Here is a 26351-nt window from a genome sequence, read left to right as displayed (position 1 = left end):
CTCCGGTTCTTCATCTCTGCCAAAACACCGGAGGGCTCGCGCCCTGCCGCTAAAAAATGCTTCACAGCGTTGCCTGACGGGGAGGGTCGAGCGCAGCGAGGGAAGGGTCGAATGGAAAATCGCCGACAAAAACTCGGGCACCTGCAACCAAGATCGAACGCTAACAACTTGAAACACGCGCATCGCCGGAGGGTGTGAAAAGGACAAGGGCATCACTCAGCTGTTCAAAATCGTGTCGATGACGCGTCCGTGCACGTCGGTCAAACGGAAATCGCGTCCCGAATAACGGTAGGTCAATCGTCTGTGATCGAAACCCAATTGATGCAACACGGTGGCGTGGAAATCAGGCATCGTGACTTTGTTTTCCGTCACCGCCATCGCCAGTTCGTCGGTTGCTCCGTAGGTCATTCCCCCACGCACGCCGCCACCGGCCATCCACACAGTGTAACCATCGATATGGTGATCGCGGCCGACTTTGGTCGGATCCTTGACCTGCTGGACCGTCGGCGTGCGCCCCATTTCGCCCCCCCAAATGACCAACGTTTCGTCCAGCATTCCACGCTGCTTTAAATCCGTCAACAACGCGGCGATCGGCTGATCCGATTCCTTTGCCAACCGTGAGATGTTTCGCACGATCGAACCGTGGTTGTCCCATGGTTGACCGCCGCCGTGGTAGCACTGGATGTAGCGTACACCGCGTTCGGCCAGGCGTCGCGCGTACAGCATGTTGCGGCCCTGAGTCGTCTCGCCGTACAGTTCGCGAATGTGCGTTGGTTCTTGCGACAAATCAAAGGCATCCGTTCCGGCACTTTGCATCCGAAACGCCAGCTCCATCGTGTGAATGCGGCTCTCCAATCGCTCGTCTCCCGGACGCTGTGCCGCGTGTCGCTGGTTCAAGAATTGGGTCAGCCCCAACTGGGCCCGCTGCGACCCCGGGCGGACGTCATCACGCGTCAGGTTGGCGACGATCTGCTTCCCGGTATTTTCCGTGTCGATGTGCGTTCCCTGATAGACACCCGGCATAAACGCACTGGTCCAGTTGCGTGACTGTGCGGTCGGCAACCCGCGGGGACACAAAACGACGAACCCCGGCAATTCATCGCTTTCGTTGCCCAAGCCGTACAACAACCAGGAACCGAGACTGGGACGCGGCAGTGTGGAGTGTCCGCAATTGGTCAACAGCAACCCGGGCGTGTGATTGGCGATTTCACCTTGCATGCTACGAATGACACACAGATCATCGGCATGCCGGGCGACGTTGGGAAACAGCTCGCTGACCTCCAATCCACACTCGCCGTAGCGTTTGAATTTGAACGGTGAACCGAACAGGTTTCCTGCGCGGTTGCGTTGGGTCGGTTGCAACAGTTTCTTGACCGAATCGGGAAGCGGCTTGCCGTCGAGCCGGTTGAGTGCAGGTTTACGATCGAACGTGTCCATCTGGGACGGACCGCCGTTCATGAACAAGTGGATCACGCGTTTGACCCGGGCCGGAAAGTGCGGCGATTGCTGGCTCAACGGCGACTCTTCGGGCGCCCTGCCGGCATCGGCCGGTTCGTGCAACAGGCTGGCCAGTGCGATCGACCCGAGACTGGTCGACTGCAACAACTGGCGACGCGAAACGAAAGGGTTCATGTTGCTAGTCCACATACTGAAATTCGTTGCTCATCAACAGCGCCTGGGCGACGAGCGGCCAAGGTGAATCGATGAAGCGTGTTTGTGGCCGGTCCGGTTTTTGAAATCGTTTTTGAAACTCGACCAATTTCAAAGTTCTGGAAACTTCCGCGGCGACCGGTTCGCGTCCCAAGATCGACCGAAACAGAAACCGCACTTTGGCCTCCTCGCTTTCGAGCCGCTTCAACGCGTCTGCCGATGCGATCGCGGCAGCCTGATCGATCACCAGTGGCGAGTTCATGAGAAACAACGCTTGTTGGGCCACGATGCTTTCGCCCCGCGCGGGTTGCGTTTGCACGGGGGCCGGGAAATCAAAGGCCCTGAGCGTGGGATCCAAATTGAAGCGATTGATGAATCCGTAGATCGCGCGACGCCGGGTGTAGTCGTCGCCCCAGAGTCGCTCGGGGTGACCACCCATCCGGCGGTCCAATCGGCCGGCGACCAGCAGCATGCTGTCACGAATCGCTTCGATGGTTAGATGTTTTCGATTGGCCCGCCACAGCCATCGATTCTCGGGATCCACCGCGACCGCGATCTCGCGCGTTCGACTGGATTGCTGATAGGTCCGTGACATCACGATCCGTCGCACCAGATGTTTGACCGACCAGTCGTGGCGGATGAAGTCATCGGCCAGCCAATCCAACAACCGGGGGTGCGTGGGGGGAGCCCCCTGCAATCCGAAATCCGATGGCGTGTCCACCAGATGCGAACCGATCAGGTATCCCCAAACGCGGTTGACGAACACGCGGGCGGTGAGCGGATTGTCCGCCGACGCGATCTTGTCGGCCAATTGCAATCGGCCGCTGTTGGTCTCTGGAAACGCGTGCTGTTGCGGATCCAGGATCTTCAGGAACCGACGGGGCACCGCCTCGCCGCGTGAGGCAGCATCGCCTCGGACAAAGACAAAAGATTCCGGCGGCCGTTTCCGCTCGGCAACCACCATCGCCCGCGCCGGGGCGCCTGGATGAAACGTGAGCAACTCGGCCAATTCTGTTTCACGAATCTTCAGCGCGATGGGCCGGTTGTTGTTTTTCGCCGTTTTGCCCGCAGCCCCGTTGATCTTGGCTTCGATGGCCGATCGCTTCTTGGCGAAGTCGGCGGCCTGGGCTTCTGTCGGCTGATACGTTGCCAACAACGGCAGCTTCGTTTCATCCAACGGATTCACGCGTGCGACGGCGGCAAACACGCCGCGCAACGAATAATAATCGGCGGTCGGGACGGGCTCGAACTTGTGATCGTGACAACGTGCACAAGCCGCCGTGATGCCCATCAGGCCACGCGTGGTCACATCGATCCAATCATCCAACGCTTCGTTCTGCGCCCGGCTGGAATATGGACCCGAAGCATAAAAGCCGAGTGCCGCCATCTCCGGTGCATCCGCCGAAAACCCCATCAGGTCCGCCGCGATCTGCTCTTTCAGAAATTGGTCGTAGGGCTTGTCGTCATTGAGCGAGCGCACAACATAGTCGCGATAGGAAAACGCGAACGGGTGGTAGTGCGGCGTGCGTGTGTCCGGACGATAGTTGTTGTCGGTGTCGGCATAGCGAACGACGTCCAACCACAGACGCCCGAGATGTTGTCCGAACTCGGGTGATTCGATCAGTTGGTCGATCAACCGCGGCGTCGCGCCATCGGGATCCACTTCCGTCGCTTCCTGAAACGCGGTGACGTGCTCAAACGTCGGCGGCAACCCCGTCAGATCATAGTGCAAGCGACGAGCCAAGGTCGCGGCGTCGGCGGGAGGGGAAGGCGTCAGTTCGGCGTTGTGCAACGAATCGAGCACGAAACCATCAATTGCGTTTTCACCCCAGCGTTCGTGATCGGAATCGATCGCCCCCGGCGACGGAATCTCGACCGGGCGGACCGGTTGAAAAGCCCAATGATTTGCCGCTTGATCAAACAGGTAGTCCTGGTCACCCAATCGCGAGAACTCGGTCTCCCCCATGTCATCGACCGGACCATGCGCACCACGCCGAACCCACTGCTCAAACAACGCAATCGTTTCGTCATCGAGTCGCTGCTCCGGCGGCATCTGAAGATCATCGTGGTCATACCGAATCGCGGTGATCAGCAAGGACGCATCGGGTTCGCCGGGAATCACGGCCTTGTTCGTGTCACCACCCTCGATCCACCCCGATCGCCGATCGAGCAGCAAACCACCCTGCTGCTCACCGGCCTCTTCGCTGTGGCACTCGTAGCAGTGCTCGACCAACAAGGGGCGGATCTTTTGTTCAAAGAATCGCAGTTCGTCGGCCGAAGCATCCGTTCGCCGCTCTTCGGCACGCAGCTCTTCGGCACGCAGCGATCTCATGCCGCAGGGCACCAGAACACCCGCAACCAGTCCGGCGAGAACGGTGAAGCGCACGAGCGCGTGGCGATGGAAACAAGCTTGCATCGACGGGGCAGCGGTTGGAATGGCGAAGAATTCACCGTGGCGGGGGACCGCTCTGCGGCCACCACCATTGTGATCGAGTCGGAAACCGCTGTCCAGGCAAGATCGTGGGTGGTGCAACCACGGCTCACCAGCGGGCGGGAGAGCATTGGGATACGATATGCCCTCCCGCATGCTGATCAAACAACCCGAATTCTCTTCGCCAGTCGCCGCCATGAACCAACATCAACCACGACGCGTTACCCGCGGTCTCTGCCTGTGTCTGCTGCTTTTTTCTCCGTTCACGGCGTCGGTGGGTGCAGAGCCATTGGCGTCGGAATTGGCGGGTGATTGGTCGCTGCAGCTCGAGTCCGGTCTGCCGGCCTGGATGAGTGTCCAAGAACGTGACGGCCAACCGTTGGTCTACTTGCGGTTGTACGTCGGCTCGGCCGGTCCCTATCAGAAGGTCGAACAATCCGACGGACGGTTGAAGTTCGCGATCAAGAAAAATAAGAACGCAAAATCGACGACCACCGTGGACGTCGGCATGGTCGACGGAAAACTCGACGGCCTGATCCTGCGACAGTCTCCCGATGGCTCGATCCAGCGTGAGCGGTTTACCGGAAAAAAGATCCCGCCGATGCCCGCCGTCGCACCCGATTTGTCCAACGTCCGGTTCGGTCATCCGATCGCGGTGTTCAACGGCAAGGATCTGACCGGATGGACGGTTCACGAACCCGCAAAGAAGAATGGCTGGAGTGTGGAAGATGGCGTGCTCAAGAACACGACGCCTAAAACCGATTTCAGTGCCACCGGCGACTATGCCAATCTGAAAACCGAAGCGGTGTTCGAAGACTTTTGGTTGCACATTGAGTTTCTGGTCGAAACGCAACGCAACAGCGGCATCTACCTGCGCGGGATGTACGAGGCACAAGTGGTCGATCGAGACTCTCGGATGCAAGGCTTGCAGGGGGTGGGGGCGATCTTTGGCATGATCGAACCCGCGTTCAATGCGGGCAAACCGGGCGGCCAGTGGCAGAGCTATGACATCACGCTAGTCGACCGTCACGTCACCGTGGTCTTGAACGGCGAAAAAGTGATCGACAACCAACCCGTCACCGGGCCGACCGCGGGCGCCGTGCACACCCACCCCACCGAACCGGGCCCGATCTACTTACAGGGCGACCACACCAACGTGTCTTATCGAGACATTTACTTGGCGCCGGTGATGAAGGATGAATAGCCAGGGCAGCAACCGGACACGCTGACGAACCCAACCAACTCCACCCCAACCGCCCATTCCACCAAAAAGGTGTCCGACACCTTTTTGGTGGACTGGGAGGTTTAGTTTTCCTTCGTTGTTTTGAAGCGTCCCAACGGGGACTCGACGACGCGAAAGGCGTTCAACTGGACGCCTTCGTCGGCTAGGCGTTCGGCTTGGACGCTTGGGTTGCAGGGCGGCAGGCGGCCGTCGCTGTAGACGACGCGCCACCAGGGCAGGGTGTCCATCGATTGGAAAAGCATGCGTCCGGCGGCGCGAGACGCCCGCGGACGGCCGGCCGCGGCAGCGATGTCTGCGAAACTGACGACCTCACCGGGACGCAATTTCGTGACCGCGTCGGCCATCTGTTGCTGAAATTCGGTTAGCATAGAAGATTCGGTTTCCAACACTTGAAACGTCCAAACACCTGGTAGGCCCCACCGTGAAACGTCGTGACTTTGTCGCCGCCAATCTGCTCGCCGCCGTCGGCGCGGCCTTCGCCCCCAGACTTCTGATGAGCGACGATGACACGGCAAGTGGCGGCCGCATTCGACAATCCATCATGGGCTGGTGCTTCAACCCGATGGACATGCTGAAACTGGCCGTCGAGTGCAAACGCATCGGCTTGGAGGCCATGGAAGGTATCAATCCAAAGTTCTACGACCAAGTCACCGCGATGGGCCTGAAGATCTCCTTGGTCGGCAGCCACGGGTTTGCCACCGGGCCGCTGGACCGAGACAATCACGCCGAAGTCGAACAGAAGCTGCGTGACGGAATCGATCTGGCGGTCAAGTACGGCGTCCCCAACGTCATCACCTTCACCGGGATGCGCAAGCAAGGCATCAGTGACGCGGTCGCCCGCAAGAACTGTTTGGATTGTTGGAAACGCGTCCTCCCCTATGCCGAAGAAAAAGGGATCGGTTTGGTCCTGGAGCATTTAAATAGCAAGGCGCACCGCAACCCTGACGGCACCGTCCATCCGATGAAGGGACACCCGGGATACTGGGGCGACGACATCCACTTGTGTGCCGAACTGGTCAATGAAGTCGGCAACGAGAAATTTAAACTGCTCTACGACATCTACCACGTTCAAATCATGAACGGTGATCTGATCGCGAACCTGGAAAAATACCAGTCGATCATCGGCCACTACCACACCGCCGGCAATCCGGGACGCCGCGAATTGGACGGCCGAAACGAAATCAATTACCCGGCCGTGATGCGCGCGATCAAGGCCACCGGATACCGCGGCTACGTCGCCCAGGAATTCATCCCCACCAGCGAGGATCCGATCCGCTCGCTCGAAGAAGCCTACGCGGTCTGTGACGTCTAGCGAGACCGGTTGAGCCACTGGGCGAGAATCCCGCCGGATCGTTTTCTCGACGGCGGCGCGGCTTGACGGGGCGATGTGCTGCCGGCTGAAGGTTCACCGGCGGACGGTTCACCGGTCGCTCGCTCGCTGGGCAGCCGCGCCGAAACGGACTTGTTCTGGGACGACGTACGACCGGACGTCAACCTTCTGGACCAGCCGACAAATTTTTCGGCCAACGACGGTTTGGGAGTGCCGGCGTCCTGCTCGGGTTCGGACGGTTCTGGTTGCGGTGAACTGGCCGCCATCAGCTCCTCCACCTCCAATGCGACTCGTCCGTCGCCGTCCCTGCGATCTTTCAACGCGACCTCCATCGCGGCCGCCCCCGCCTGCGGCGTGACTCCTTGGCCGAGCACCTGCAACGGCCGCGCGATCGCATCGGCTTCGGGCGAACGCGTCGGCGACGGCAAGGCCGGCACGGCGTCGTCCACGAACTCGGGCGTGTCTTCAATCAGGTGACCGATATCGACCGCGCCGAATTGTTCGCGGAACGAACTGGTCATGCCCGGCGTGTGGAGTCCGAGTGGTTGCCCCGGCGGAAGCACCAGATCGGTGGAAAAACGGCCCAACGGCGGATAGTCCATCGTGTGTCCCGGCGACGACGGCTGCTCCAAATGCGAGCCGATTTGGTCGATTGCCAAGTTGCCAAAGCCACGATTGATCGCGGTTCCCAGCAGTGCCGGTTCTGGATTGGTCTGGACCGACAAAACATCCAGTGCGGCGTCCAACTCAGCGACCGGCTGTGCTGGCAGTACCTTCTGGCCATCGACAACCGCTTCGTCGGCGGCGGACTGCGAATCGGTCGTCGGCATCACCAAGGGATAGTCTTCGACCCGGAAGCGACGAAGTTTGGGTGGCGCGTCGACGACCAACGGATTGGTCAGCCGCTCGCCACGCCCGGCGTCCAGACGCAGACTTTGGGTTTGCGGACTGCGGGTTCGCTGCACAATCGCGGCCGATCGGGCAGGGGCAACCGTTCGGGCAGCGGAAAGTTTGTCGGTTATGCCGACCACTCCGGCATCGCCCAGTTCGGCATCGCCCAGTTCGGCAAAACGAGACGTGCCCCCGCCATCATCGACGGGGACGGGATCGACACGAATCGGAGACGTCGTTTTGATCAGCTTGGGTCGCTCGCTCCCATCTGCAGGCACCACACCGGTGGAAAGCATACACAGAGCCGCGGCAAGTTTTGCGACCGATTTGCCGCGACGATTGCTGATTGACATCTCATGCTTCCTTGCTTGTCTGCCGACGAGCGAACCATCCTTGGATCGCCCATTGCTGCTCCATTGGCTTCGACGAGTCACCACCCCGAGCAAGAACCGAACCGGCAGATGCCTGGCAAAATCGAAGCCCCACCTCCGGCCAACACCATCAACCGGTCAGACGCGAACGAACACTCGATTCGGACCAATATGGTGTTCCGGAATATCCGTCACGACCGGAGCGCGAATCATTCACACGCCTGCTAAACATTCCACCTTCGCGGTTCAAAACGCCCCGCTCTCGGCGTCGCTGGGCATTCGCCAGTCGCCGCGTGGCGAAAGACTGACCGAACCGACTTTGGGACCATCGGGCACACAATTGCGTTTGAATTGATTGCGAAAGAATCGCGTGATGAACTGGTCGAGCGTTGCCGCGATGGTCACCGAATCGTATGGCTGATCGAATGCCGCGTGGGAGGCGAGATAGAGGATCTTGTCTCGTGTGAATCCGTTGCGGACGAAGTGGTAGAGGAAAAAGTCATGCAGCTCGTAGGCGCCGATGGAGCTTTCGGTGTTCTGCCGAATCGTCCCGTCACTGGCCGGCGGCAACAATTCCGGCGAGATCGGCGTCTCGGCGATCCGATGCAACAAGGCACCGAGCTGTCCCTCGAAGTAGTGATCCGCGGCATAGCGGACCAAGAACCGCACCAGCGTTTTGGGAATCGAGGTGTTGACGTTGTACATCGAGATGTGATCGGCATTGTAGGTCGCCCAACCAAGAGCCTGTTCGCTCATGTCGCCGGTGCCCAGCACAAACCCGCGGTTCATCAACAACATCGTGCGGATGCGTGCCTGAACATTTTCAAAGGTCAAATCGGCTGCGTCGTCGGGCAACTGATTCAGCTGACGCTGTAATGAGGCAACGGTCGTGTTCGCGTCGATCTCCAGCCCCAGCGGTCGGTGGCCGAGCGAGTGAAAGGTGTCCAAACAGAGCTGGCGAATGTCGATGCAATCGCCGGTCACGCCAGTCGATTCGATCAGCCGATCGGCGCTGGTTCGGGTGTGATCGGTGGTGCCAAACCCCGGCATCGTGATCGCGTGAATGGATTGCCGCGGCCAACCGACGGCATCGACCGCCTTGAGCGCGACCAACAGTGCCAGGGTGCTGTCCAATCCGCCGGAGATGCCGATCGCCAAGCGAGTCGACTTTGGCAGACACGACAGTCGCTTGATCAGACCGGCCGATTGGATCGCAAAGATTTCGCCGCAGCGTTCGGTCAATTCACCTTCTTCGGACGGCACGAAGGGATGGGCATCGACATAGCGAAGCAGCTTCTGGGGCGCCGATTGCTCTGCAGCGTCGTTGACCAGCTCGATCGTTCGATAGTTCTGTTTCAGTTGATCTGCGACATCATCAAACGATCCCACCACGCGTCGATCATGGGCCAGTCGCTGTAGATCGATGTCACAGGTGACGGACATCTCCGCGACCCATTCGGGCGACCTTCCGTCGCCGATCCGCCGCGACTGGCCGATCAGCGAACCGTTTTCGGCGACCAGACAGTGCCCGCCGAAGACCAGGTCGGACGTCGACTCGCCCGGGCCGGAGGAAACGTACGCGTAGGCGGCGAGACAACGGCCCGATTGCGACTTGACCAAGTCACGACGCCACGCGGCCTTGCCGATCGTTTCGTTGCTGGCCGAAAGATTGACCAACACATTGGCACCGGCTACCGACGCGTGGCTGCTCGGCGGAATCGGCGTCCAAAGGTCTTCGCAAATCTCGATCGCAACGACGGCTTCCCCCAGGCGGAACAGCAGGTCCGTCCCGAACGGAACCCCCCTCCCCCCGACGGTGACCGTTTCGGGATCGGCCGGTCCGGAGGGTCGGAAATGCCGCCCCTCGTAGAACTCGCGGTAGGTCGGCAAAAACGATTTCGGCACGACACCGGCAATCGTCCCGCCGCAGACGACCGCGGCGACGTTCATCAGGGAATCCCCGACCACCAGCGGCAATCCGACGATCACCGCGCCGCGTCGGCCCCGAGTCGACTCGGCGATCCGCATCAGCCCCTCCGCCGCGCCGACCAGCAGTGCATCGCTGCCAAACAGGTCACCGCATGTATAGCCCGTGAGTGCCAGTTCGGGCAGCACGGTCAAATCGGCCTCGACGTGTCCGATCGAATTCAAAATCGCTTCGGCGTTGGCCGACGGATCGGCGATCACGGTCTGCGGGGCAGCCGCGTGAATGCGAAAAATTCCGTGCTGAAACAATGCGTTCGTTCTGGGGCTAAGGGTGGATTGTCGCGGAGATCACGCGATCAAAACGAGAATGTCACGCAACGTTTTGACCGCCCGGCCCATTGTAACCTGCACCGGTCCGACCGCACTCCCGGCGAAATCCCCGCTCCGCTGCGTTGGATTATTCGCGGTCTCTCGACAGTCCCCCCGCCACCAATGCCGGCTTGCGCCCTATAATCTGTACCCGCTTCGCTTCGTCGCCAGCATTCCGGAAGCGGACCGGCACCGAAGCGAACGATCTGTGTCTACCTGTTTGAAGAAACGACTTGATGAGAGAGAACGACATGACCCGAATTTTGACCGCTGCATTTGCACTGATGATCACCGCCTCGATCGCCATGGCCCACTGCCAGGTTCCCTGTGGCATTTACGGAGACCAATTGCGATTTGAACAAATGCTCGAAGATGAGCACACGATTTCGAAGGCTCAGTTGCAGATCAACGAGATCGCCGATGGCGAGATGTCAGCCCAATCGATCAACCAAGCCGGACGTTGGGTTACCACCAAAGAAGAGCACGCCACGAAGATTCAAGACACGATCTCGGCATATTTCTTGGCCCAACGCATCAAACCGGACAGCGAAGGTTACACCAAAAAACTGACCGCCGCCCACGCCGTCATCATCGCTGCGATGAAGTGCAAGCAGTCGGCGGATCCGGAAACCGCCAAGGTGCTCGAAAAAGCGATCTTCGATCTGTACCGCGCGTACGAAGGCAAAGAGCCCGCGTTCGAACATTCGCACTAGTCGCACGCGGTCGACGCATTCGCGGTAGGGCACGCTGTGCGTGCCGAATGGTAGGGCACGCTGTGCGTGCCGAATGGTAGGGCACGCTGTGCGTGCCGAATGGTAGGGCACGCTGTGCGTGCCGAATGGTAGGGCACGCTGTGCGTGCCGAATGGTAGGGCACGCTGTGCGTGCCGAATGGTAGCCGAATGTGATGCACAGCATCACCGACACGTAGGCCTAGGCCAACAGGTCTTTGACCGGTTCGCCTTCGCTGATTCTCAGCGGGCGTCCGATCGGGGTTTGCCTTTCTTCGTGATACGGCACCCCCAACGTCGACAGAATCGTCGCGTGCAAGTCACCGATCGTGATCGGACTTCCCACGTCCGCCAGGGGCTTGTCGGGGTCCAGTTTGGGATCCTTCGCCGTCGCCCCATAAACGCCTCCCTTGCGGATGCCGCAGCCGGCCAAAAAGGTTGAAAAACCGTGCGGCCAGTGGTCCCGTCCCTCGGCCGCGTTGATCTGCGGCGTGCGACCAAATTCGCCTCCGCAAACGACGAGTGTGGTTTCCAGCAAGTCCTGTTCGACGAGCCGGTCCAAGAGCCCCGCCAGGGCCGCGTCCAGGATTTCACAGCGGGCCGATTGCAAGGAGTGATTGGTGATGTGGGAATCCCAACCACCCAGCGTGACTTCGACGCAACGCACCCCGGCGCCGATCAGACGCGTCGCCGCCAGGCAGCCCCGTCCGAACGGCGTCTGGCCGAAACGTTCGAGCGTTTCCTTGGATTCGCTGGAAACATCAAACGCGCTGACCTGCTCGCTGGACATCATCCGCAGCGCCGCATCGGTGGACGACTGGTGCAGGGTTCGGTTTTGGTCCAAGTCGCGCAGTCGCTGCCGACGGAACCGGTCTTCGAGCCACTGCAGATCTTTCATTCTGCGATCGAACCGTTCTTCGGCGATCGGCGATTTCAGATCCGGAACCGGGTTCTGCGGATCACCGATTTTGAATGCGTCATAGACGGGTCCCAGGTAACCGCCGCGTGCCGGAGCGTTTTGCGGCAGGATCGAGATGTGTCGCGGGATGTCCAACTGTTCGGGGAATTCGTGACACAGGATCGAGCCGATCGACGGATGCACCAGTGTCGGATCGGGGCGATATCCGCTTTTGATGTTGTAAATCGCGCGTTGATGATCGCCTTCCTTGCTCGTCACGCTGCGGATCAGCGACCCCAAATGCATTTTCTCGGCCACACGTGGCAAGGTGTCGGCGATCTGCAGATCCGGCACGCTGGTCGGGATCGCATTGACTTCGCCACCGATGGCCGACCCCGGGTGCGGGTCAAACGTCTCCAATTGGCTCGGTCCACCCTCGAGCCACAACAGGATCACGTTCTTGGGCCGAGACGTCTCGGTCGCACCGACCGCGTCGGCCCAGGCGAGTTGATGGGCGATGGTCGAGAGCATCGCCCCGCCGGCACCAGCCCCCAACAGCGTGCGCCGAGAGAGATGGGTATGCGGGTCGCAAAGCAGATCGTGATGAGACATGGGATCGAGCCGTGAGACGGAATGGGATGGCGGGGGGTTGTCGGCGATGCGGAAGGATCAACGGTCTTCATCGGTCGTCGCTGTCGTTACCAGACGGCGGACAAACCACCCTCGGGCGACCGTCGCGACGGACGAATGCTAATGATTCCACGTGAATTCTGTGCTGTTGGCGAGCGTCCAATAGAGGTCTTCGAGTGCCTCTCCGCGGTCGGAACGCTCGGTCATTGTTTCGATGAAATAGTCGCGCTCTTCCGCGTTGGGATAGCGATTGAGCAGACATAGAAAAATCGTCTCGATCGCCTGCGCGTTATCACGGGCGAACAGATTGATGTGGCCGGTCGCGTTCAAGATCGGATTCAGTTGACCGGCTTCGCGAAGCATGTTGCCGTTGATCATCAACAACCGTTGCGGAATCGTGATGCCGTCTTTGGAGAATTCGTTTTCACCCAAATCACCGAAACGTTCCAAGAAGTCATTGATCGAACCGTATCGGATCAATTGAACCAGCAGCGAGGAATCACGATTGATCGCCTTGATCTTCGACGCCTGAACGATCGATCCGGCCACTTGTTCGGCTCGTAAACGGGTCAAGGGAAACACCGCGTAGCGTTCTTCGTGTTGCGGGGTGACATCGAACGCCGCCCGGCTGTCAGCGCGAAACGCATCGCTTTGTGCGATGATCCGAATCGTGCGTCGAACATCGCGGTGTTGCACGAAATCGTCCACGATCGGCTCCAACATCGGCGGCAGCGGTTCATCCAGCGGCAAGTTGTCGACCGCCTCGGTCGCCGAGCGTCCGAACATCAATGCCCAAAACCGGGCCACGGCGGCACGTGAGAACTGGCGGTTGTCGCGATGCGTCACCCAAGTCGCCAATCGTGATCGGGCATCCCCTTCCTCGGGCAACAACTCTGCGGCGTAGGGCACCGCCGGCGTCACCTCGACCGTTTCCGATTCATCCAGGTACTGGTACTCGTAGTCCGCCTCGCCCGTGCGAACCCCTTGCAATCCGTTCGTTTTGGCGCTGCTGTAGAAGGCCGCCAGCTGGTGAAAGTCTTGCTGTCGGCCTTCGCGAGTCTCGACGGGATCGCCCAGGTTGACGTTGCCCAGGAAGTCGTTGTGACATTGCAGACAATCGATTCGCAATCCCAAGAAGGCGCGGCTGGTCCGGGCCGCCAAGCGAATCGGATCCGGATTGCCATCGTTGCTGTCGAACGTCACCGTCAAGAAATTCACTTCCGGACGGTCCGTCCACAGCCCTTCGGCCGTGATCAAGTCGCGGACGATCTGGTCGTACGGGCGATTGGCAGCCAGTTCATCGGACAACCAGTGACGAAAGCGACGCCTGCGATAAACAATGAACGGGCCTTCGTCGGCACCGACAATGAACCGTGTCCAGCGTTCGGCCCAGTAGTCATGGAATCGTGGGTCACGTAGCAAATTCGACAGGTGTGTCGATTCACGCCGGTCTTCGGGCAGACTCTCCAATCCGCGAATTTCTTGCAGCGACACGCCGCTGCCGATCAGCGCCAACGACATGCGGCGACACGATGCCATCCAATCGGCCGGCGGGGCACTCTGCAACCCGAACGCGGCAAGTTGTTCGTTCCGCGCCGCGTTGACCGCTGCCGTGACGCGAACGATCGATTCGGCCTGGGCAGAAGGCTCTCGCGGCGGCGAATCGACCGGCGACCCGGCAGCGGATTCCAAATCGGCAGATTCGGGAACAGTCGAGGGCGACGAACCGTCCAAGCGAACGTCGCTGGCCGCTTCAACCTCGCCGCGTCGATCGTTGGAGGGTTCAGACAGCCCGGACGCCATGTACCCGAACGCGATCAGCATCAACAGCCCGAACCAGCTCCACTTCGCGACGGAGACGAAAAATTGTTTCATCGGATCATGTTCAGATTAGTTGCATCGCTGGTTTTGCATCACTGGTTTTGCATCACTGGTACAGTCGCTGGACGCCACGCTATTATCCACCATGGGCGGCATGCATAGCGAGTGAATCTCGTTCCATTCGCCGCTGATGAGCCGATCTTGATGATTGGAGCCGCAAAAACCTACCGGATTCTTCATGTCAGACCCCACCGACCCGTTTTTCGAACCCTACGACCGTGACGAGATCGCCTACGGGGACGTTCCTTCGGCTCCCTTGGCCGCCTACCTTGACCAAGTGGACTGCGGCGGACAAGCGGTCGACCTGGGGGCCGGAGCGGGGCGTGACACGATCGCACTGGCCAAAGCCGGTTTTCACGTCACCGCCGTCGATCTGAGCCCGCGGGGTGCCGAGCGGATCCGGCAACGGGCCGAGGCGGCCGGCGTCGGCCCGCGTGTGCAGACCTGTGTGGCGAACGTTTGCGACCACGAAATCCAACCCGACACCTTCGACGCCATCTGTGCGACCACCGTCTTGGATCATGTCCCCGCCGATGATGCCCGATTGGTATGGAAACGAATGACGGCCGGCCTCCGCGACGGCGGCGTCGTCTACGTCGAAGTCCACACGACCGAAGACCCCGGCTGTGACCGCTGGCCTGGATCGCAGAGTGATGCTCCCCAAAGCGAAACCGCCGGCGCCGTGGTCAACTACTTTGCCCCCAATCAGCTCGCCCGCTGGGCCACCGACGAGAAATCCGCACTGCGGATCTTGCGTTACGAGGAACGCTTGGAATGGGATTACACGCACGGTCCGGAGCATCTGCACGGCAAGGCCATTTTGTTGGCCGTCAAAGCCGGCGCCCACCCGCCGTGGTACGGCCAACCGGTCGCCTTTCCGCGACGCGGTGCTTAACCGCTTTGTCGCAAACGAGAACCGCCCGCAACGACCTGTCGACAAGACGGTGAAGCATTTTTTAGCGGTAGGCCGCTAAAACCTTGTAAGGCATAGGGAATCAATACTTCACAACGTTGACCTACAACGACAGACTCTCAGATTGAAGGGCTGTCGAAACCGGGGACGCGATCGGCTACGCTTGAGTCTTTGTCGCAAAGTGCTCCACCGATCGTCCAGTCCCCGGGTCTGCAATCTCGATGCAAGTGTCGCTGCTCTACGGTCGAAACGGGATCGCGGTGCCCTTGCCCCGTGACGCCGACGTCACGCTGATCGCCAAGCCCGAGATGCCGCGTTCGGTCGATCCGGTTGCCGCCGTTCACCAAGCCTTGCAATGCCGCGTGGAGTCGAGCGGTGGGGCGGGGTTGCACGACATTGCCGCGGGGGCCCGCAGTGCCTGCATTGCGATCTGCGACATCACGCGGCCGGTTCCCAATCACCTCTTCCTGCGGCCGATGATCGAGACACTCGTGTCGGCCGGCGTGCCGCAGAATCAAATCACGGTCTTGGTCGCGACGGGATTGCATCGCCCCAATCTCGGCGACGAACTTGCCGAATTGATCGGCGACCCTTGGGTGTTGCAGCACGTCAACGTCGTCAATCACGATGCGCTCTGTGACGAAGACCATCTCGATTTGGGCCGAACCCCCACCCGGCAGACACCGGTCAAAATCGATCGCCGGTTCGTCCAAGCCGATGTCCGGATCGCCACCGGACTGGTCGAACCGCATTTCATGGCCGGCTATTCGGGAGGCCGCAAAGTGATCGCGCCCGGCCTGGCACATGCCGAGACGATTCGGACGTTTCACAACCATCGCTTCATGTCCGACGCCGCCGCCACCAATTGCAACCTGCATCGCAACCCGCTGCATGAAGAACAATTGGAAATCGTCAAGTTGATCGGCGGCGCGTACGCGCTCAATACGGTCATCGACGACCAACGAAATCTGTCCATGGTCAACTTCGGTGAGATCACGGCCAGTCACCAGGATGCCGTTTCGTTTATCGGCCAGTACTGCCGCGTCCCCGTACCGCGGCGGTTCCCGACGGTGATCACCAGTGCCGCCGGATACCCGCTGGACAAAACGTATTATCAAACCGTCAAAGGGATGGTCGGTGCAATCGACATCCTCCAGCCCGGCGGCCATCTGATCATCGTGTCGGAGTGCAGCGAAGGGTTGGGATCGGACGACTACGCCGCCGCCCAGGCGATGCTGACACGCCTGGGACCCCAGGGCTTCTTGGAATCAATCCGGCACCAACCTCTTGCACAGATCGATGCTTGGCAGACGCAAATGCAAACCAAAGCGACGGAGCAGGGAACGGTCCATCTTTACTCTTCGCTTCCACCGTCGTTGCAAGCACTGACCGGCGTCTCGATTGTCGACGATCTCCAAGCCACCATTCAGGCTTCCCTGGACGCCAGCGCGTGCAAGTCCGTCGCGGTCATCCCCGAAGGCCCCTACGTGATCCCCTATGTGCAAGCCCCGGCAGCCTAAGCCCCCAAGTGGCGTTAGCTTTCAGAGTGGCGTTAGCTTTCAGAGTGGCGTAAGCTTCCAGCTTGCGTCCCGGCAAGCGAAGCTTGCCCCCCTGCAACACGCCAAGCGAAGCTTGCGAAGCGGCAAGCTGGAAGCGTGCCCCACTTGGCGATCACAGTTCCTGCAACGCTTGCCGCATCTTGGGCAGGAAGTCGGGGTGATCCACCAGACGCATCACGGCGGGGCTGTTGAGCAAATGCATCAGCAACGGTTGATCCAACGGACGTTTCTGCTCGAACCATTCATTGAGTGCCGGATCGTTGCGGATCTCATCGATCGCGGCGGCAACCGCGGGATCGGATCGCAGTTCCGCGATGTCGGGATCTTCCAATAGCCGCTGGACGTTTTCGGGGTCGCCCAAGCGGCGCACCGTTTGGCGGAACTCGCCGAGGCCGGCCAACGATTGGAAGCGTTCGAAGGGGTTGTAGTCACGAATGAACGGGCCGAGCAGGCTTTGACGCGTTCGCGAAGCCCAGTCGTCGACGGCCGTCGCGACGGCGTTGTTCTGAATATCATCAGCACGCTGCCACATTTGAAGGCTGATCAGTCCGCCGAGCAGCAGGTAACAGATCACGACCCCTTCGACCAATCCGATCGCAAAGCCGGCGAAATGGTTGGCCCACTTCCATGCACGGCGTTTGGCGAACACCCAGTTGCTGATCATCGTGATCACGAGCGTGACCACAAGTGAAATCAGTACACCGATTGCAGCGATGCAGAGAAAACGATTGGCCAGTCCACTGGTTCCGAACCGTTCGGAAAACTCGACCTGGTAGTTCAGACCCATCGCCGGCGCGTAGGCAATCGCGGCGACCAGCCCCAGGACCGATGCCGCGATCCGGCCGAACCCCATCCTGAACCCGCCCCAACCGGACAGCGCGATGACAACGATCGTGATGGCCGTGACGGGATCACCGCGTCGATACAGCAGCACCGCCGCGGCGAGGCTGCCCAGTGACAGCGGATAGAACAGCCATGCCGGCATGGGAATCGGATCACCCGGCCTCGGCTTTCGTCGTTTTTTCTTGCGTCGGAATCGATTCGTCGCGGTGGGATCGGCCATGGCGGCGATTCGCTGGTCGGGGAGAAACCTGTACTTGCACGGCCAATCATAGGCCATCTGTTCAGCCGACAACGGCTTCAAGGGCGAATCGCTGCCACAAAAAATCGGGCCCACTTCGCTGCCGGCCCGGTTGGGAACGACGTGAAGCATTTTTTAGCGGAACGGCGCGAGCGAGCCGTCCGGTTTCCGCGTGAAAGACCGGAGGGATCGCGCCCTGCCGCTAACATCTGGTAAAGCGGAGGAAAGAAATGCATCGCGGCGGATGGTTACTGATTGAGCTGCTCTTGGATCACCTCGTGATTGGCTCGCGTCCCCAACGCCCCCCACAACCCATACGGGCTTGCGGCACCGGGGCTCCGGTTTCCCGTGCCGTAGTAGACAACCGTTCCGTTGGTCGGATCGCCAGCCTCGATGGAATCGGTGATGAAAATCACGGCGCCATCGCCCATCAAGAGATGGGCGCCTCCTTGGTGTCGGCTGCTCGCCGAGAGCACACCCGGCGTGGTGTCTTCGAGCGACATGCAGGTCTCTGAGTTGGGCGGAAGAATCGTATTCATCGCCGTGTAGGGCTGCATCCCGCTGGCCCAACGAAACCCGCGCCCCTGATTCCCCGCCATGACGTCGGTCAGCGAAGGATCCCAGAATCGGGGGCGATCGGGGTCGATGTCGTTGCGGCAGGCGGTGGGATTGTTGCGCAACCCGCTAAAGGTCCCCGGGGCAAAACTGTGGGCCAGGGTGCGAATGTCGCGGTCGCCCAGATCGGTCGCGATTTCGCCGTACATGATGGTGTTGGAGAGTCCGTCCAACACGTCCCGAAACTTTTTCTCCACCCGAGGCACGAACATGCCCCGCGCCGACGCCAACAAGCTGGTGTTGGAATTGTTGTGAACCTCGATCTTGGGAACCCCGCGCAAGTTGAACCAGTACGGACCGTTGTCGGTGTAGTGCAACCCGTCGCCCAGACAAGCGGCGTAGTTGGTCCGTCCCATGGCCGGCAATCCGACACCCGGATCGCTGGGGCAACGAAGCATCGGTATCTCGGTCATCCACGGCGGATACGCGTTATTGCTCTGATTGACGATGACCACACTGTTGGGTTCTTCGGTCGGCGTCGGCCCCATCGCAGGCCACGGCGGAACACGCGTCACACCCGGATCGGTCAAATCAACCGAATTGGGATTGCTGATCTGATCCCACAGCCCTTGCTGCTCGAAGAAAGGCGTCAGCCCCACGAAGGTGCTCAACATCATCATGTTGCAGTCGTCGCCGTATTCGCTGAACCAACTTCCCGTGGGAGGAAGACGGCGGGTTCCGTTCATGTGAATCGGCAGCTGCTTGTACGCGGCGTGATAGTTGTGAACGGCCAATCCGATCTGCTTGAAATTATTGCCACAACTCATCCGCCTTGCGGCTTCACGAGCGGCCTGGACCGCCGGCAACAACAGCCCGACCAGGATGCCGATGATCGCGATCACGACCAACAGCTCGACCAGCGTGAACGCTTGCGCCCGGGCTGCGTTGGCCCGGCATGGATTCAGTTTCATTGTCGCTTCCCTTATCAATGACGATCCGTGAGATGAGATGACGAGTGATCGGGTGATGGTCTACTGGCGATGCTCAGCCAACGCTTTCGCGGCGCGGTCGCGATTAATCTGCTCCTGCTCACTCATCTGATAGGTCCGCGGCTGGATCACCGTGGGCTCGCTGGAGAAACATCCGGGCAGCGCGACGGATGCCACAATGAACACAAGAAGTGGAATTCGATTCATGGAACTGCCGATCAAAAGTAGACTTTCAGGCCGGCTGACATGATGAGTACGCGGTCACGATTGGATTACCAGCAACGGCGGTGTCGACCATTGCGTTCATCCCGTCGCCCGCCTGCCCCCGCAGTCCGGCGTTTGTCCCGACGCTAACATTCAACCCCCACGCAGCCTCCCATGAAACCCCCCAGCGTCCGATAATCGCGGGAAACCATCATGGCGTTACAGCGTGACACTTCCAGATTGCCCAGTGGATCCACGAGGACGCACGCCGATGGGGATTGCATGTGCCGTTGTCGGAGCACAAGAAGCAATCACACGCCCTCAAGCTCAAAAAGTCATCCGACCGCGACGAATCGGACGATCATTCGTGGCGGCCGAATTTTTTTTCTACTGCTTCGTCAGCTTTCAATTTTCAGGTCACGTTTGTCGAGTGATGCAAGACTCCCAATCCGAACCACCACCGGCACCTCGATCTGGCCCCACCACGTGGGCGCGGCCGGTGTGGCTGGACCTGACCCTGATCGCGACCGCGATGGTGACGGTGCTGTGGTTGCTGGGACAGCCGGCCTGGTGCCAGTGCGGGTCCTACAGACCCTGGTCCTGGGAGATTGATTCCCGGCACAATTCCCAGCACCTGATCGACCCGTACACCTTCACCCACGTGCTGCACGGCATCTTATTTTTTGCCGCGTTGTGGCCGCTTCGACGGCGAATGTCCGCTGGCGTCCGATTGAAAACAGCGGCCGTGGTCGAGGCCGCCTGGGAAATTCTGGAGAATACGCCGATGGTCATCGAACGTTACCGCGAGGCGACCATTTCACTGGACTACTACGGCGACTCGATCGCCAACAGTGTCTTCGATCTGTTGGCCTGCCTTGCCGGGTACGCCATCGCATCGCGGCTGAAGTGGTATTACAGCGTGGCCTTGTTGATCGTCGTCGAAGTGGTGCTGTTGGCGACGATCCGAGACAGCCTGTTGTTGAACGTCATCATGCTGGTTTGGCCCAGTGATGCGATCTTGCAGTGGCAATCGGGATAGGCATTCCCGCTGGCATGTCGCATGCCAGCACGCGGCGTCAGCCAGTGGCGCTTGTTGAACCCCAGACACGCGTCGGTCGCGCACCGGGCTGATTGATTGAGTGAGCCGTGACGCGTAAGCGGCCGGGCCTTCCGATGCTGCCCGAGGCCTTACGGCCGGCGGCTCACCATTGCCCCAGCCGATCCCGACGGAATCAACGGCTAGCGTTTCACGCGAGCATTGCCCTGCCAAATGCTCCAAACCTGATCTTCATCGGCGGGTTGGCCGTAATCGGTCAACATGGTCGCCGCCAGCGCGCCGGTGGCCCAGCCGAACTGGGTGCTCTTTTCGACATCCCATCCGTTGAGCACGCCATAGAGCAGTCCGCCGACAAATCCATCGCCGCCACCGATCCGATCCAGCACACCGATTTCGCGAGGCTCCACGACGGTAAACTCAGTCCCATGAGAGACGATGGCGCCCCACATGTGGGAGTTGGCGCTTTCGACTTCCCGCAGCGTGGTGGCAAACAACGTCGTGTCGGCATACTCCTTTTTGACCCGCCCGATCATCTCTTTGAAACCGTCGACTTTCGCCCCGATGTCCTTTCCTCCGGCTTCGGGTCCCTGGATATCCAGACACAATTGAAAGTCTTCTTCGTTGCCGATCAGGATATCCGACAGGCTGGCGATCTCTTTGAACGCGGCCGACAATTCGTCTTCGCGACCGACCCAGAAAGAGGCCCGGTGGTTGAGGTCAAATGCAATCCGGGCGCCGTGTTTTTTGGCCGCGCGGGCGATTTCCAAACAGAACTGGCTGGTCTCTTCGGACAACGCCGCGATCAAACCGGACATGTGAACGATCTTCGCCCCTTCGTCGCGAAAGATCCGATCCAAATCAAAGTCCTTCACGCTGAGCAGACGCCCGACTTCACCGGCGCGGTCATTTTGGACGCGCGGTCCACGCGAGCCCCAACCGCTGTCGGCCATGTTGATCTGGTGCCGAACGCCCCACGGGGTGGCTTGTTCGAATTCGGGTCCTTCGTAATCCATGTGCCGCCGCGCCAAGTCGTCTTTGATGAACCGGGCGATCGGACTGTCTTTGACGAACGCCGTCAAAATCTTGACCGGCAATCCGAGAAACGACGACACGCTACCGACGTTCGACTCGGCGCTCGTCGCCTGCATCTTGAAGGTGTCGCTGCAGTGGAACGGCTGATGGTCGACCGGCGTCAGCCGGGTGCCCATGCTGGTGGGGATGACGAGGGCATACTTGGCATCATTGCGAAGTTCGATCATGTCCGATGGTCTCGTTGTGCGACGAAAGGGTTGGGGGAAAGGAGAGGCAGGGGTTCAGCCTGTCGGCTGTTGTGATGACAGGCTGGAAGCCTATCCCACGGTATTTCGACAGGCTGGAAGCCTATTCCACGTCGTTTCGACAGGCCAAACGCCTCTCGCACGGGTGGTTAAATGGTGACCGATGCGAAGCCGCCATCGATCGCGATGTTTTGTCCGGTGACGAAGGAAGACGCCTTTCGACTGGCCAGCCAAATGGTCGCACCGGCAAGCTCTTCCGGATTGCCGAAGCGGCCCATCGGCGTGTGCCCGATGATCTGACCGCCGCGCTCGGTGTAACTGCCGTCGTCGTTAAACAGAAGCTTTCGGTTCTGTTCGGCGGGGAAAAAACCGGGGCTGATCGCATTGACGCGGACTCCGGTGGTCGCCCATTCACGGGCCAGCCACATCGTCAAGTTGATCACCGCGCTCTTGGCCGCGGAATAAGCGACGACACGCGAGAGCGGGATGATGCCGCTCATCGATGCGATGTTGATGATGCTGCCCACGCCGGCGTCGATCATGTCTTGGCCGAACACCTGGCAAGGCAACAGTGCACCGCCGACCAGGTTCAGATCGAAAACATCGCGCCACGCTTCCAGCGGCAATTTGCAGAAATCGCCTCCCGGTGGAATCGTCGCCTCGGGGCGGTTGCCGCCCGCGGCGTTGACCAGCACCGATGTCGGTGCGCCGGCCCACTGGGAAATCGCCGTTCGGGCCGCATCGAGCGACTCGGCGCTCAATCCATCGGCGGCAAAGAACTTCGCCTCGCCGCCGCCGTCGGTGATTTTCTTGGCCCGCGCTTCGCCGCGTTCGGCGTTGCGGCCGATCACCGCGACCTTGGCACCGCCGGCGCCGAGTGCTTCTGCCATCAGCCCGCCCAATTCGCCGGTTCCGCCAATCACCGCCGCGACGTCGCTGTTGAGTTCAAATAGATTATTCATGGGCGGTAATTTAATCTGTCCGGCAGCCCGCTAACAGTGCCGGTTGGAGTTTACCCGCCGATCGAATACATCGGACGTTCGGGCGGAGAAAAGTCGCCGTCGTCGATCCCATGGCCGGCCGCCTTGGCCGCAACCGCCCGTCGAAACTGGTCGACGAGTCCGTCGTCGCGAATGCCGCGCCGTAGCAAATCCCGGATCGAAAACTCTTGCTGCGAGAACAGGCAATTTCGAATCGCGCCGTCCGCTGTTAAACGAATCCGGTCGCAAGCATCACAAAACGGCTTGGTCACCGACTGGATCAACCCGATCGAATGCCCGCCCGGCAAACGAAAATCAGAAGCCGGCTGCGATGCGACCGGCGGGGGAACCGGCAGCAGCGGCCCGAACGCTCGCTCGATCATCGCGCCGATCGTCTCGCCGCTGAGCACATTCTCGGTCCGCCAAGAACGGTCGGTGTCCAGAGGCATGAATTCGATGAAACGAATTTGGACGTTGCGTTCAATCGCAAACTTGACCAGCGAGATGATTTCTTTTTCGGTGACGCCTTTGACCGCCGTCGTGTTGAGCTTGATCGTCTCGAACCCTGTCGCGATCGCGGCGTCGATTCCGCGGATCACCTGATCGATACCGCTGCGTCGCGAAACGTTTTGAAAGTTGACTTCGTCCAGCGTGTCGATGCTGATGTTCAAACGCTTCAACCCCGCCCGGCGCAATGGTTCGGCAAACTGCTCCAACAGAATCCCGTTGGTCGTCAACGACAAATCATCCAAGGCCTCAATCGACGCCAGCATCTCGACCAGGCGAGGCAGATCCTTTCGCACCAGCGGTTCGCCACCGGTCAAGCGAATGTCGCGGATCCCACAACGCGACGCCAACACGTCGGCGATCCGCTGGATCTCTTCAAAGGTCAGCAACGTTTCCCGCGCGGCAAATTCGGCGCCGAATTCGGGCATGCAGTAAAAGCAGCGCAGGTTGCATCGGTCGGTCACGCTGATGCGCAGACTGCGATGGACACGACCGAATCGGTCGACCAGCGGTTCGCCGATCAAGCTGTCGGTAGGTCGTTGGGCAGGTGGAGGCGTGATCAATCGCTCGCGTCGATAACGAGGAACAAAATACAGAAGCGTCAATCCGTTCGGCTCCGCTTCAGCCTAGCGGAATTGATCCGGAATTTCGACGTCCTCACCTCGCCCAGAGCCGACCGAGGGTGACGCGAGTCAAACCACCCATTGGAGCAGCTTCGCCGGGCGTTTGGATACAAACCCTTACACGACACAGCACCCAAGGGGGGAGGGGTGCCGATTATTTGGGACGCAAGGTTGATGAAGCCGGCATTGCGCTTTGCATCGGGCCGTGCTTCTCGTTAATTTCGAACCTGCTGGCGGCGGCGACCTCGGCCGCGTCCCGCATCTCGCCAGGCTCATCGCTCTCTCGTCATTCTTTTCCCAGCCGCCGTTTTTTCCAATTCGCTTTAGGTGGTGATCATGCGCAAGCAACGCGATCGACTTCAATGGGCTCTCTCTGCACTGTTCCTGGTCACATTGATCGGCTCGTCATCGCTTGACCCTGTGGTTTCTTCCGCGGGTGAATTTCCGGTCACAAGTTCGCGCGAGGTGCGGCTAATGAAGGCCAAGGTTCGGGCGGCGCAGTTTCTTTCCAAAGCGACCTTCGGTCCGACGCAGGAGTCGATCGATTCGCTCGCCCGCCGCATCGGTGAAGTCGGCTACAAACGCGCCACGTCACAGTGGATCGACCAGCAATTCGACTTGCAGCCGACGTCACACGAAGCCGTCGCACGCGACATCATCCACGTCGATGGACGCGAGCCGAATACCCAGAACATCGGCGTTTCGTTGTACCGTTATCAAGCATGGTGGCACATCGCGCTGACCAGCGAAGATCAGTTGCGGCAACGGGTCGCCTGGGCACTTTCCCAGATCTTTGTCATCGGTGACTCGGGAACCGGTTTCAACAACGACGACAAACGATCGATCGGTGGGGGCAGAGCAACGATCACCGATTGGCTGGGGATGTCTGACTATTACGACATGCTGGCCGAAGGGATTGACGGAACCTACCGCGAGCTTCTTGAAGACGTCACCTACCACCCCTGCATGGGCGACTGGCTGAGCTCGCGAGGCAATCGCAAGGCCAACATCAGTGCGGGGCGATTCCCCGATGAGAACTACGCGCGAGAGATCATGCAACTGTTCTCGGTCGGTCTGTACCACCTGCACCAAGATGGTCGTCTGATGACCGATGAGAGTGGCAATTTAATCCCCACCTACGACAACGAACAGATCAAAGAACTCGGACGATTGTTCACGGGGTTTAAATACAAGCACTACTCCCGAAACGACTTTTACGTTCCGCGGAACTTCGGCGAGCCGATGGAGATTCATGTCGCCGAACACGACAACAACTTGAATTACTCCGAAGATCCGAATGCCCCGGCGAGCAAGACCGTCTTCGGCACGGTGCTGCCTCCGCTGCCGTCCGCGGTGACGCAAGCGGATGTGAAAGCCGAGATCGGCGCGGGGCTCGATGCGATCGCCAATCACCCCAACGTGGCCCCATTCATCTGTCGACTGCTGATCCAGCGGATGGTGAAATCGAATCCCTCCCGGGCCTACCTGCGACGGGTGACGCGAATCTTCAATGACAACGGCCGCGGCGTCCGCGGTGACATCAAGGCCGTGGTCAAAGCGATCTTGACGGACCCAGAATTGTATCGCGGCCAGCGTGTGGTGCGGCGAAGGAATCCGACACGCGTGGATGTGATCGTTCGCGGCACCGAGTACAGCCGGCTGCGCGAGCCGATCCTGCGTTCGACGTCCCTGATCCGAGCGATGCGACCGACGACAAATTATGCGGCCGGCTACATGATGCTTTCCAACAGTGTCGGCGGCGAGTTCGGCCAGATGCCGTTCCGCTCGCCCAGCGTCTTCAATTTTTACTTGCCCGACTACCAGCCGCCGGGTGACTTGATCGGTTACACGCCGTCCCGGCGCAATCCCTATGATTCGTTGGTCGCACCCGAGTTTCAAATTCTCAATGGCGTGACGGCCAACAAGATGTTGAATCGTTTTCGAGTCTGGACGTACAGGCGTTACGTGGAATATGGAATGCGGAAGGGCACATGCCGGATCACGTTCCATCTGGAACCGGAACTGGAATTGGCGAGAGACTTGGACAACCTGGATGAAATCCTGCAGCGTTTCGATCTTTGGCTGTGCAACGGGTCGATGAGCGAAGCGACGAAAACGAGCATCAAGAATGCGATCGCCAGCGAACCGTCTGCCTCCCACGTCGAGCGTCTCGAAGTGATACTCAACGCCGTCGTGCTGTCCCCGGACTGCGCGGTTGAACAATAGCCCGAGCAGGAGGCCGGACCATCGCCCCAG

Annotated in this window: 20 protein-coding genes; 7 read left to right on the top strand and 13 right to left on the bottom strand. The window is 60.0% G+C overall.

Features of this window, described 5'->3' with window-relative positions:
- Nucleotides 1-216: 216 nt before the first annotated feature.
- On the bottom strand, nt 217-1632 hold the full coding sequence (locus NZK35_RS11685; protein ID WP_259632715.1) for a DUF1501 domain-containing protein: 1416 nt from the start codon (nt 1630-1632) through the stop codon (nt 217-219).
- A gap of 4 nt (nt 1633-1636) precedes the next feature.
- Nucleotides 1637-3982, bottom strand: coding sequence for a PSD1 and planctomycete cytochrome C domain-containing protein (locus NZK35_RS11680; protein ID WP_259632714.1), 2346 nt, complete (start codon nt 3980-3982; stop codon nt 1637-1639).
- 295 nt (nt 3983-4277) lie between these two features.
- Between NZK35_RS11680 and NZK35_RS11675 the strand changes: the two genes are divergently transcribed.
- Nucleotides 4278-5285: a 3-keto-disaccharide hydrolase gene (locus NZK35_RS11675; protein ID WP_259632713.1), complete on the top strand. Its 1008-nt coding sequence runs from the start codon at nt 4278-4280 to the stop codon at nt 5283-5285.
- A 101-nt stretch (nt 5286-5386) separates the two neighbouring features.
- Here NZK35_RS11675 and NZK35_RS11670 read toward each other — a convergent pair whose 3' ends face one another.
- Nucleotides 5387-5692, bottom strand: a complete 306-nt coding sequence (locus NZK35_RS11670) for an MGMT family protein (RefSeq protein WP_259632712.1) — start codon at nt 5690-5692, stop codon at nt 5387-5389.
- Nucleotides 5693-5745: 53 nt separating this feature from the next.
- On the opposite strand from NZK35_RS11670, the gene NZK35_RS11665 reads away from it, so the two are divergent.
- Entirely contained in the window at nt 5746-6636 is an 891-nt protein-coding gene (locus tag NZK35_RS11665) for a TIM barrel protein (RefSeq protein ID WP_259632711.1), read from the top strand.
- On the opposite strand, the gene NZK35_RS11660 is transcribed toward NZK35_RS11665, so the two are convergent.
- A complete protein-coding gene (locus NZK35_RS11660) occupies nt 6633-7898 on the bottom strand; it encodes a hypothetical protein (protein WP_259632710.1) in 1266 nt (421 codons plus the stop codon). The two genes, NZK35_RS11665 and NZK35_RS11660, sit on opposite strands and share 4 nt — an antisense overlap.
- A gap of 264 nt (nt 7899-8162) precedes the next feature.
- The gene (locus NZK35_RS11655) at nt 8163-10151 is read right to left on the bottom strand and encodes an NAD(+) synthase (protein WP_259632709.1); all 1989 of its coding nucleotides are present in this window, start codon (nt 10149-10151) and stop codon (nt 8163-8165) included.
- A 311-nt stretch (nt 10152-10462) separates the two neighbouring features.
- Between NZK35_RS11655 and NZK35_RS11650 the strand changes: the two genes are divergently transcribed.
- The gene (locus NZK35_RS11650) at nt 10463-10924 is read left to right on the top strand and encodes a superoxide dismutase, Ni (protein ID WP_259632708.1); all 462 of its coding nucleotides are present in this window, start codon (nt 10463-10465) and stop codon (nt 10922-10924) included.
- Between the two features lie 219 nt (nt 10925-11143).
- Here the strand turns inward: NZK35_RS11650 and NZK35_RS11645 are convergent, their stop codons facing one another.
- Both NZK35_RS11645 and NZK35_RS11640 read right to left on the bottom strand, forming a co-directional pair.
- Nucleotides 11144-12451 (bottom strand): DUF1501 domain-containing protein, encoded by a 1308-nt coding sequence (locus NZK35_RS11645; RefSeq protein ID WP_259632707.1) that lies wholly within the window; start codon nt 12449-12451, stop codon nt 11144-11146.
- Between the two features lie 138 nt (nt 12452-12589).
- Nucleotides 12590-14344, bottom strand: coding sequence for a DUF1549 and DUF1553 domain-containing protein (locus tag NZK35_RS11640; protein ID WP_259632706.1), 1755 nt, complete (start codon nt 14342-14344; stop codon nt 12590-12592).
- A 184-nt stretch (nt 14345-14528) separates the two neighbouring features.
- Here NZK35_RS11640 and NZK35_RS11635 point away from each other — a divergent pair, with 184 nt between their 5' ends.
- Complete coding sequence (locus NZK35_RS11635; RefSeq protein ID WP_259632705.1) at nt 14529-15245, top strand: class I SAM-dependent methyltransferase; 717 nt, start codon at nt 14529-14531, stop codon at nt 15243-15245.
- A gap of 239 nt (nt 15246-15484) precedes the next feature.
- On the top strand, nt 15485-16783 hold the full coding sequence (locus tag NZK35_RS11630; RefSeq protein ID WP_259632704.1) for a nickel-dependent lactate racemase family protein: 1299 nt from the start codon (nt 15485-15487) through the stop codon (nt 16781-16783).
- 151 nt (nt 16784-16934) lie between these two features.
- Here NZK35_RS11630 and NZK35_RS11625 read toward each other — a convergent pair whose 3' ends face one another.
- The 3 genes from NZK35_RS11625 to NZK35_RS11615 all read right to left on the bottom strand — a co-directional run bounded on the left by NZK35_RS11625 (nt 16935) and on the right by NZK35_RS11615 (nt 19654).
- The gene (locus tag NZK35_RS11625; RefSeq protein WP_259632703.1) at nt 16935-18035 is read right to left on the bottom strand and encodes a CvpA family protein; all 1101 of its coding nucleotides are present in this window, start codon (nt 18033-18035) and stop codon (nt 16935-16937) included.
- Between the two features lie 116 nt (nt 18036-18151).
- Nucleotides 18152-19429: a DUF1559 domain-containing protein gene (locus NZK35_RS11620; RefSeq protein ID WP_259632702.1), complete on the bottom strand. Its 1278-nt coding sequence runs from the start codon at nt 19427-19429 to the stop codon at nt 18152-18154.
- A gap of 60 nt (nt 19430-19489) precedes the next feature.
- The gene (locus NZK35_RS11615; RefSeq protein WP_259632701.1) at nt 19490-19654 is read right to left on the bottom strand and encodes a hypothetical protein; all 165 of its coding nucleotides are present in this window, start codon (nt 19652-19654) and stop codon (nt 19490-19492) included.
- Between the two features lie 430 nt (nt 19655-20084).
- On the opposite strand from NZK35_RS11615, the gene NZK35_RS11610 reads away from it, so the two are divergent.
- On the top strand, nt 20085-20690 hold the full coding sequence (locus NZK35_RS11610) for a DUF2585 family protein (RefSeq protein ID WP_259632700.1): 606 nt from the start codon (nt 20085-20087) through the stop codon (nt 20688-20690).
- Between the two features lie 200 nt (nt 20691-20890).
- On the opposite strand, the gene NZK35_RS11605 is transcribed toward NZK35_RS11610, so the two are convergent.
- From NZK35_RS11605 to moaA, 3 genes are all read right to left on the bottom strand, one after another.
- Nucleotides 20891-21967 carry a sugar kinase gene (locus tag NZK35_RS11605; RefSeq protein WP_259632699.1) on the bottom strand — a complete coding sequence of 359 codons (1077 nt, stop codon included), beginning with the start codon at nt 21965-21967 and terminating at the stop codon, nt 20891-20893.
- Nucleotides 21968-22134: 167 nt separating this feature from the next.
- A complete protein-coding gene (locus tag NZK35_RS11600; RefSeq protein ID WP_259632698.1) occupies nt 22135-22947 on the bottom strand; it encodes an SDR family oxidoreductase in 813 nt (270 codons plus the stop codon).
- A gap of 50 nt (nt 22948-22997) precedes the next feature.
- Nucleotides 22998-24077, bottom strand: a complete 1080-nt coding sequence (gene moaA, locus NZK35_RS11595) for a GTP 3',8-cyclase MoaA (protein ID WP_259632697.1) — start codon at nt 24075-24077, stop codon at nt 22998-23000.
- A 492-nt stretch (nt 24078-24569) separates the two neighbouring features.
- Here moaA and NZK35_RS11590 point away from each other — a divergent pair, with 492 nt between their 5' ends.
- Nucleotides 24570-26321 (top strand): DUF1800 domain-containing protein, encoded by a 1752-nt coding sequence (locus NZK35_RS11590; protein ID WP_259632696.1) that lies wholly within the window; start codon nt 24570-24572, stop codon nt 26319-26321.
- The last annotated feature ends 30 nt before the right edge of the window (nt 26322-26351 follow it).

It is taken from the genome of Stieleria sedimenti (assembly GCF_025060895.1).
GTDB classification, from domain to species: domain Bacteria; phylum Planctomycetota; class Planctomycetia; order Pirellulales; family Pirellulaceae; genus Stieleria; species Stieleria sedimenti.
The sequence above is the reverse complement of the archived record's forward strand: the minus strand, read 5'-3'. Positions and strand labels throughout refer to the sequence as shown.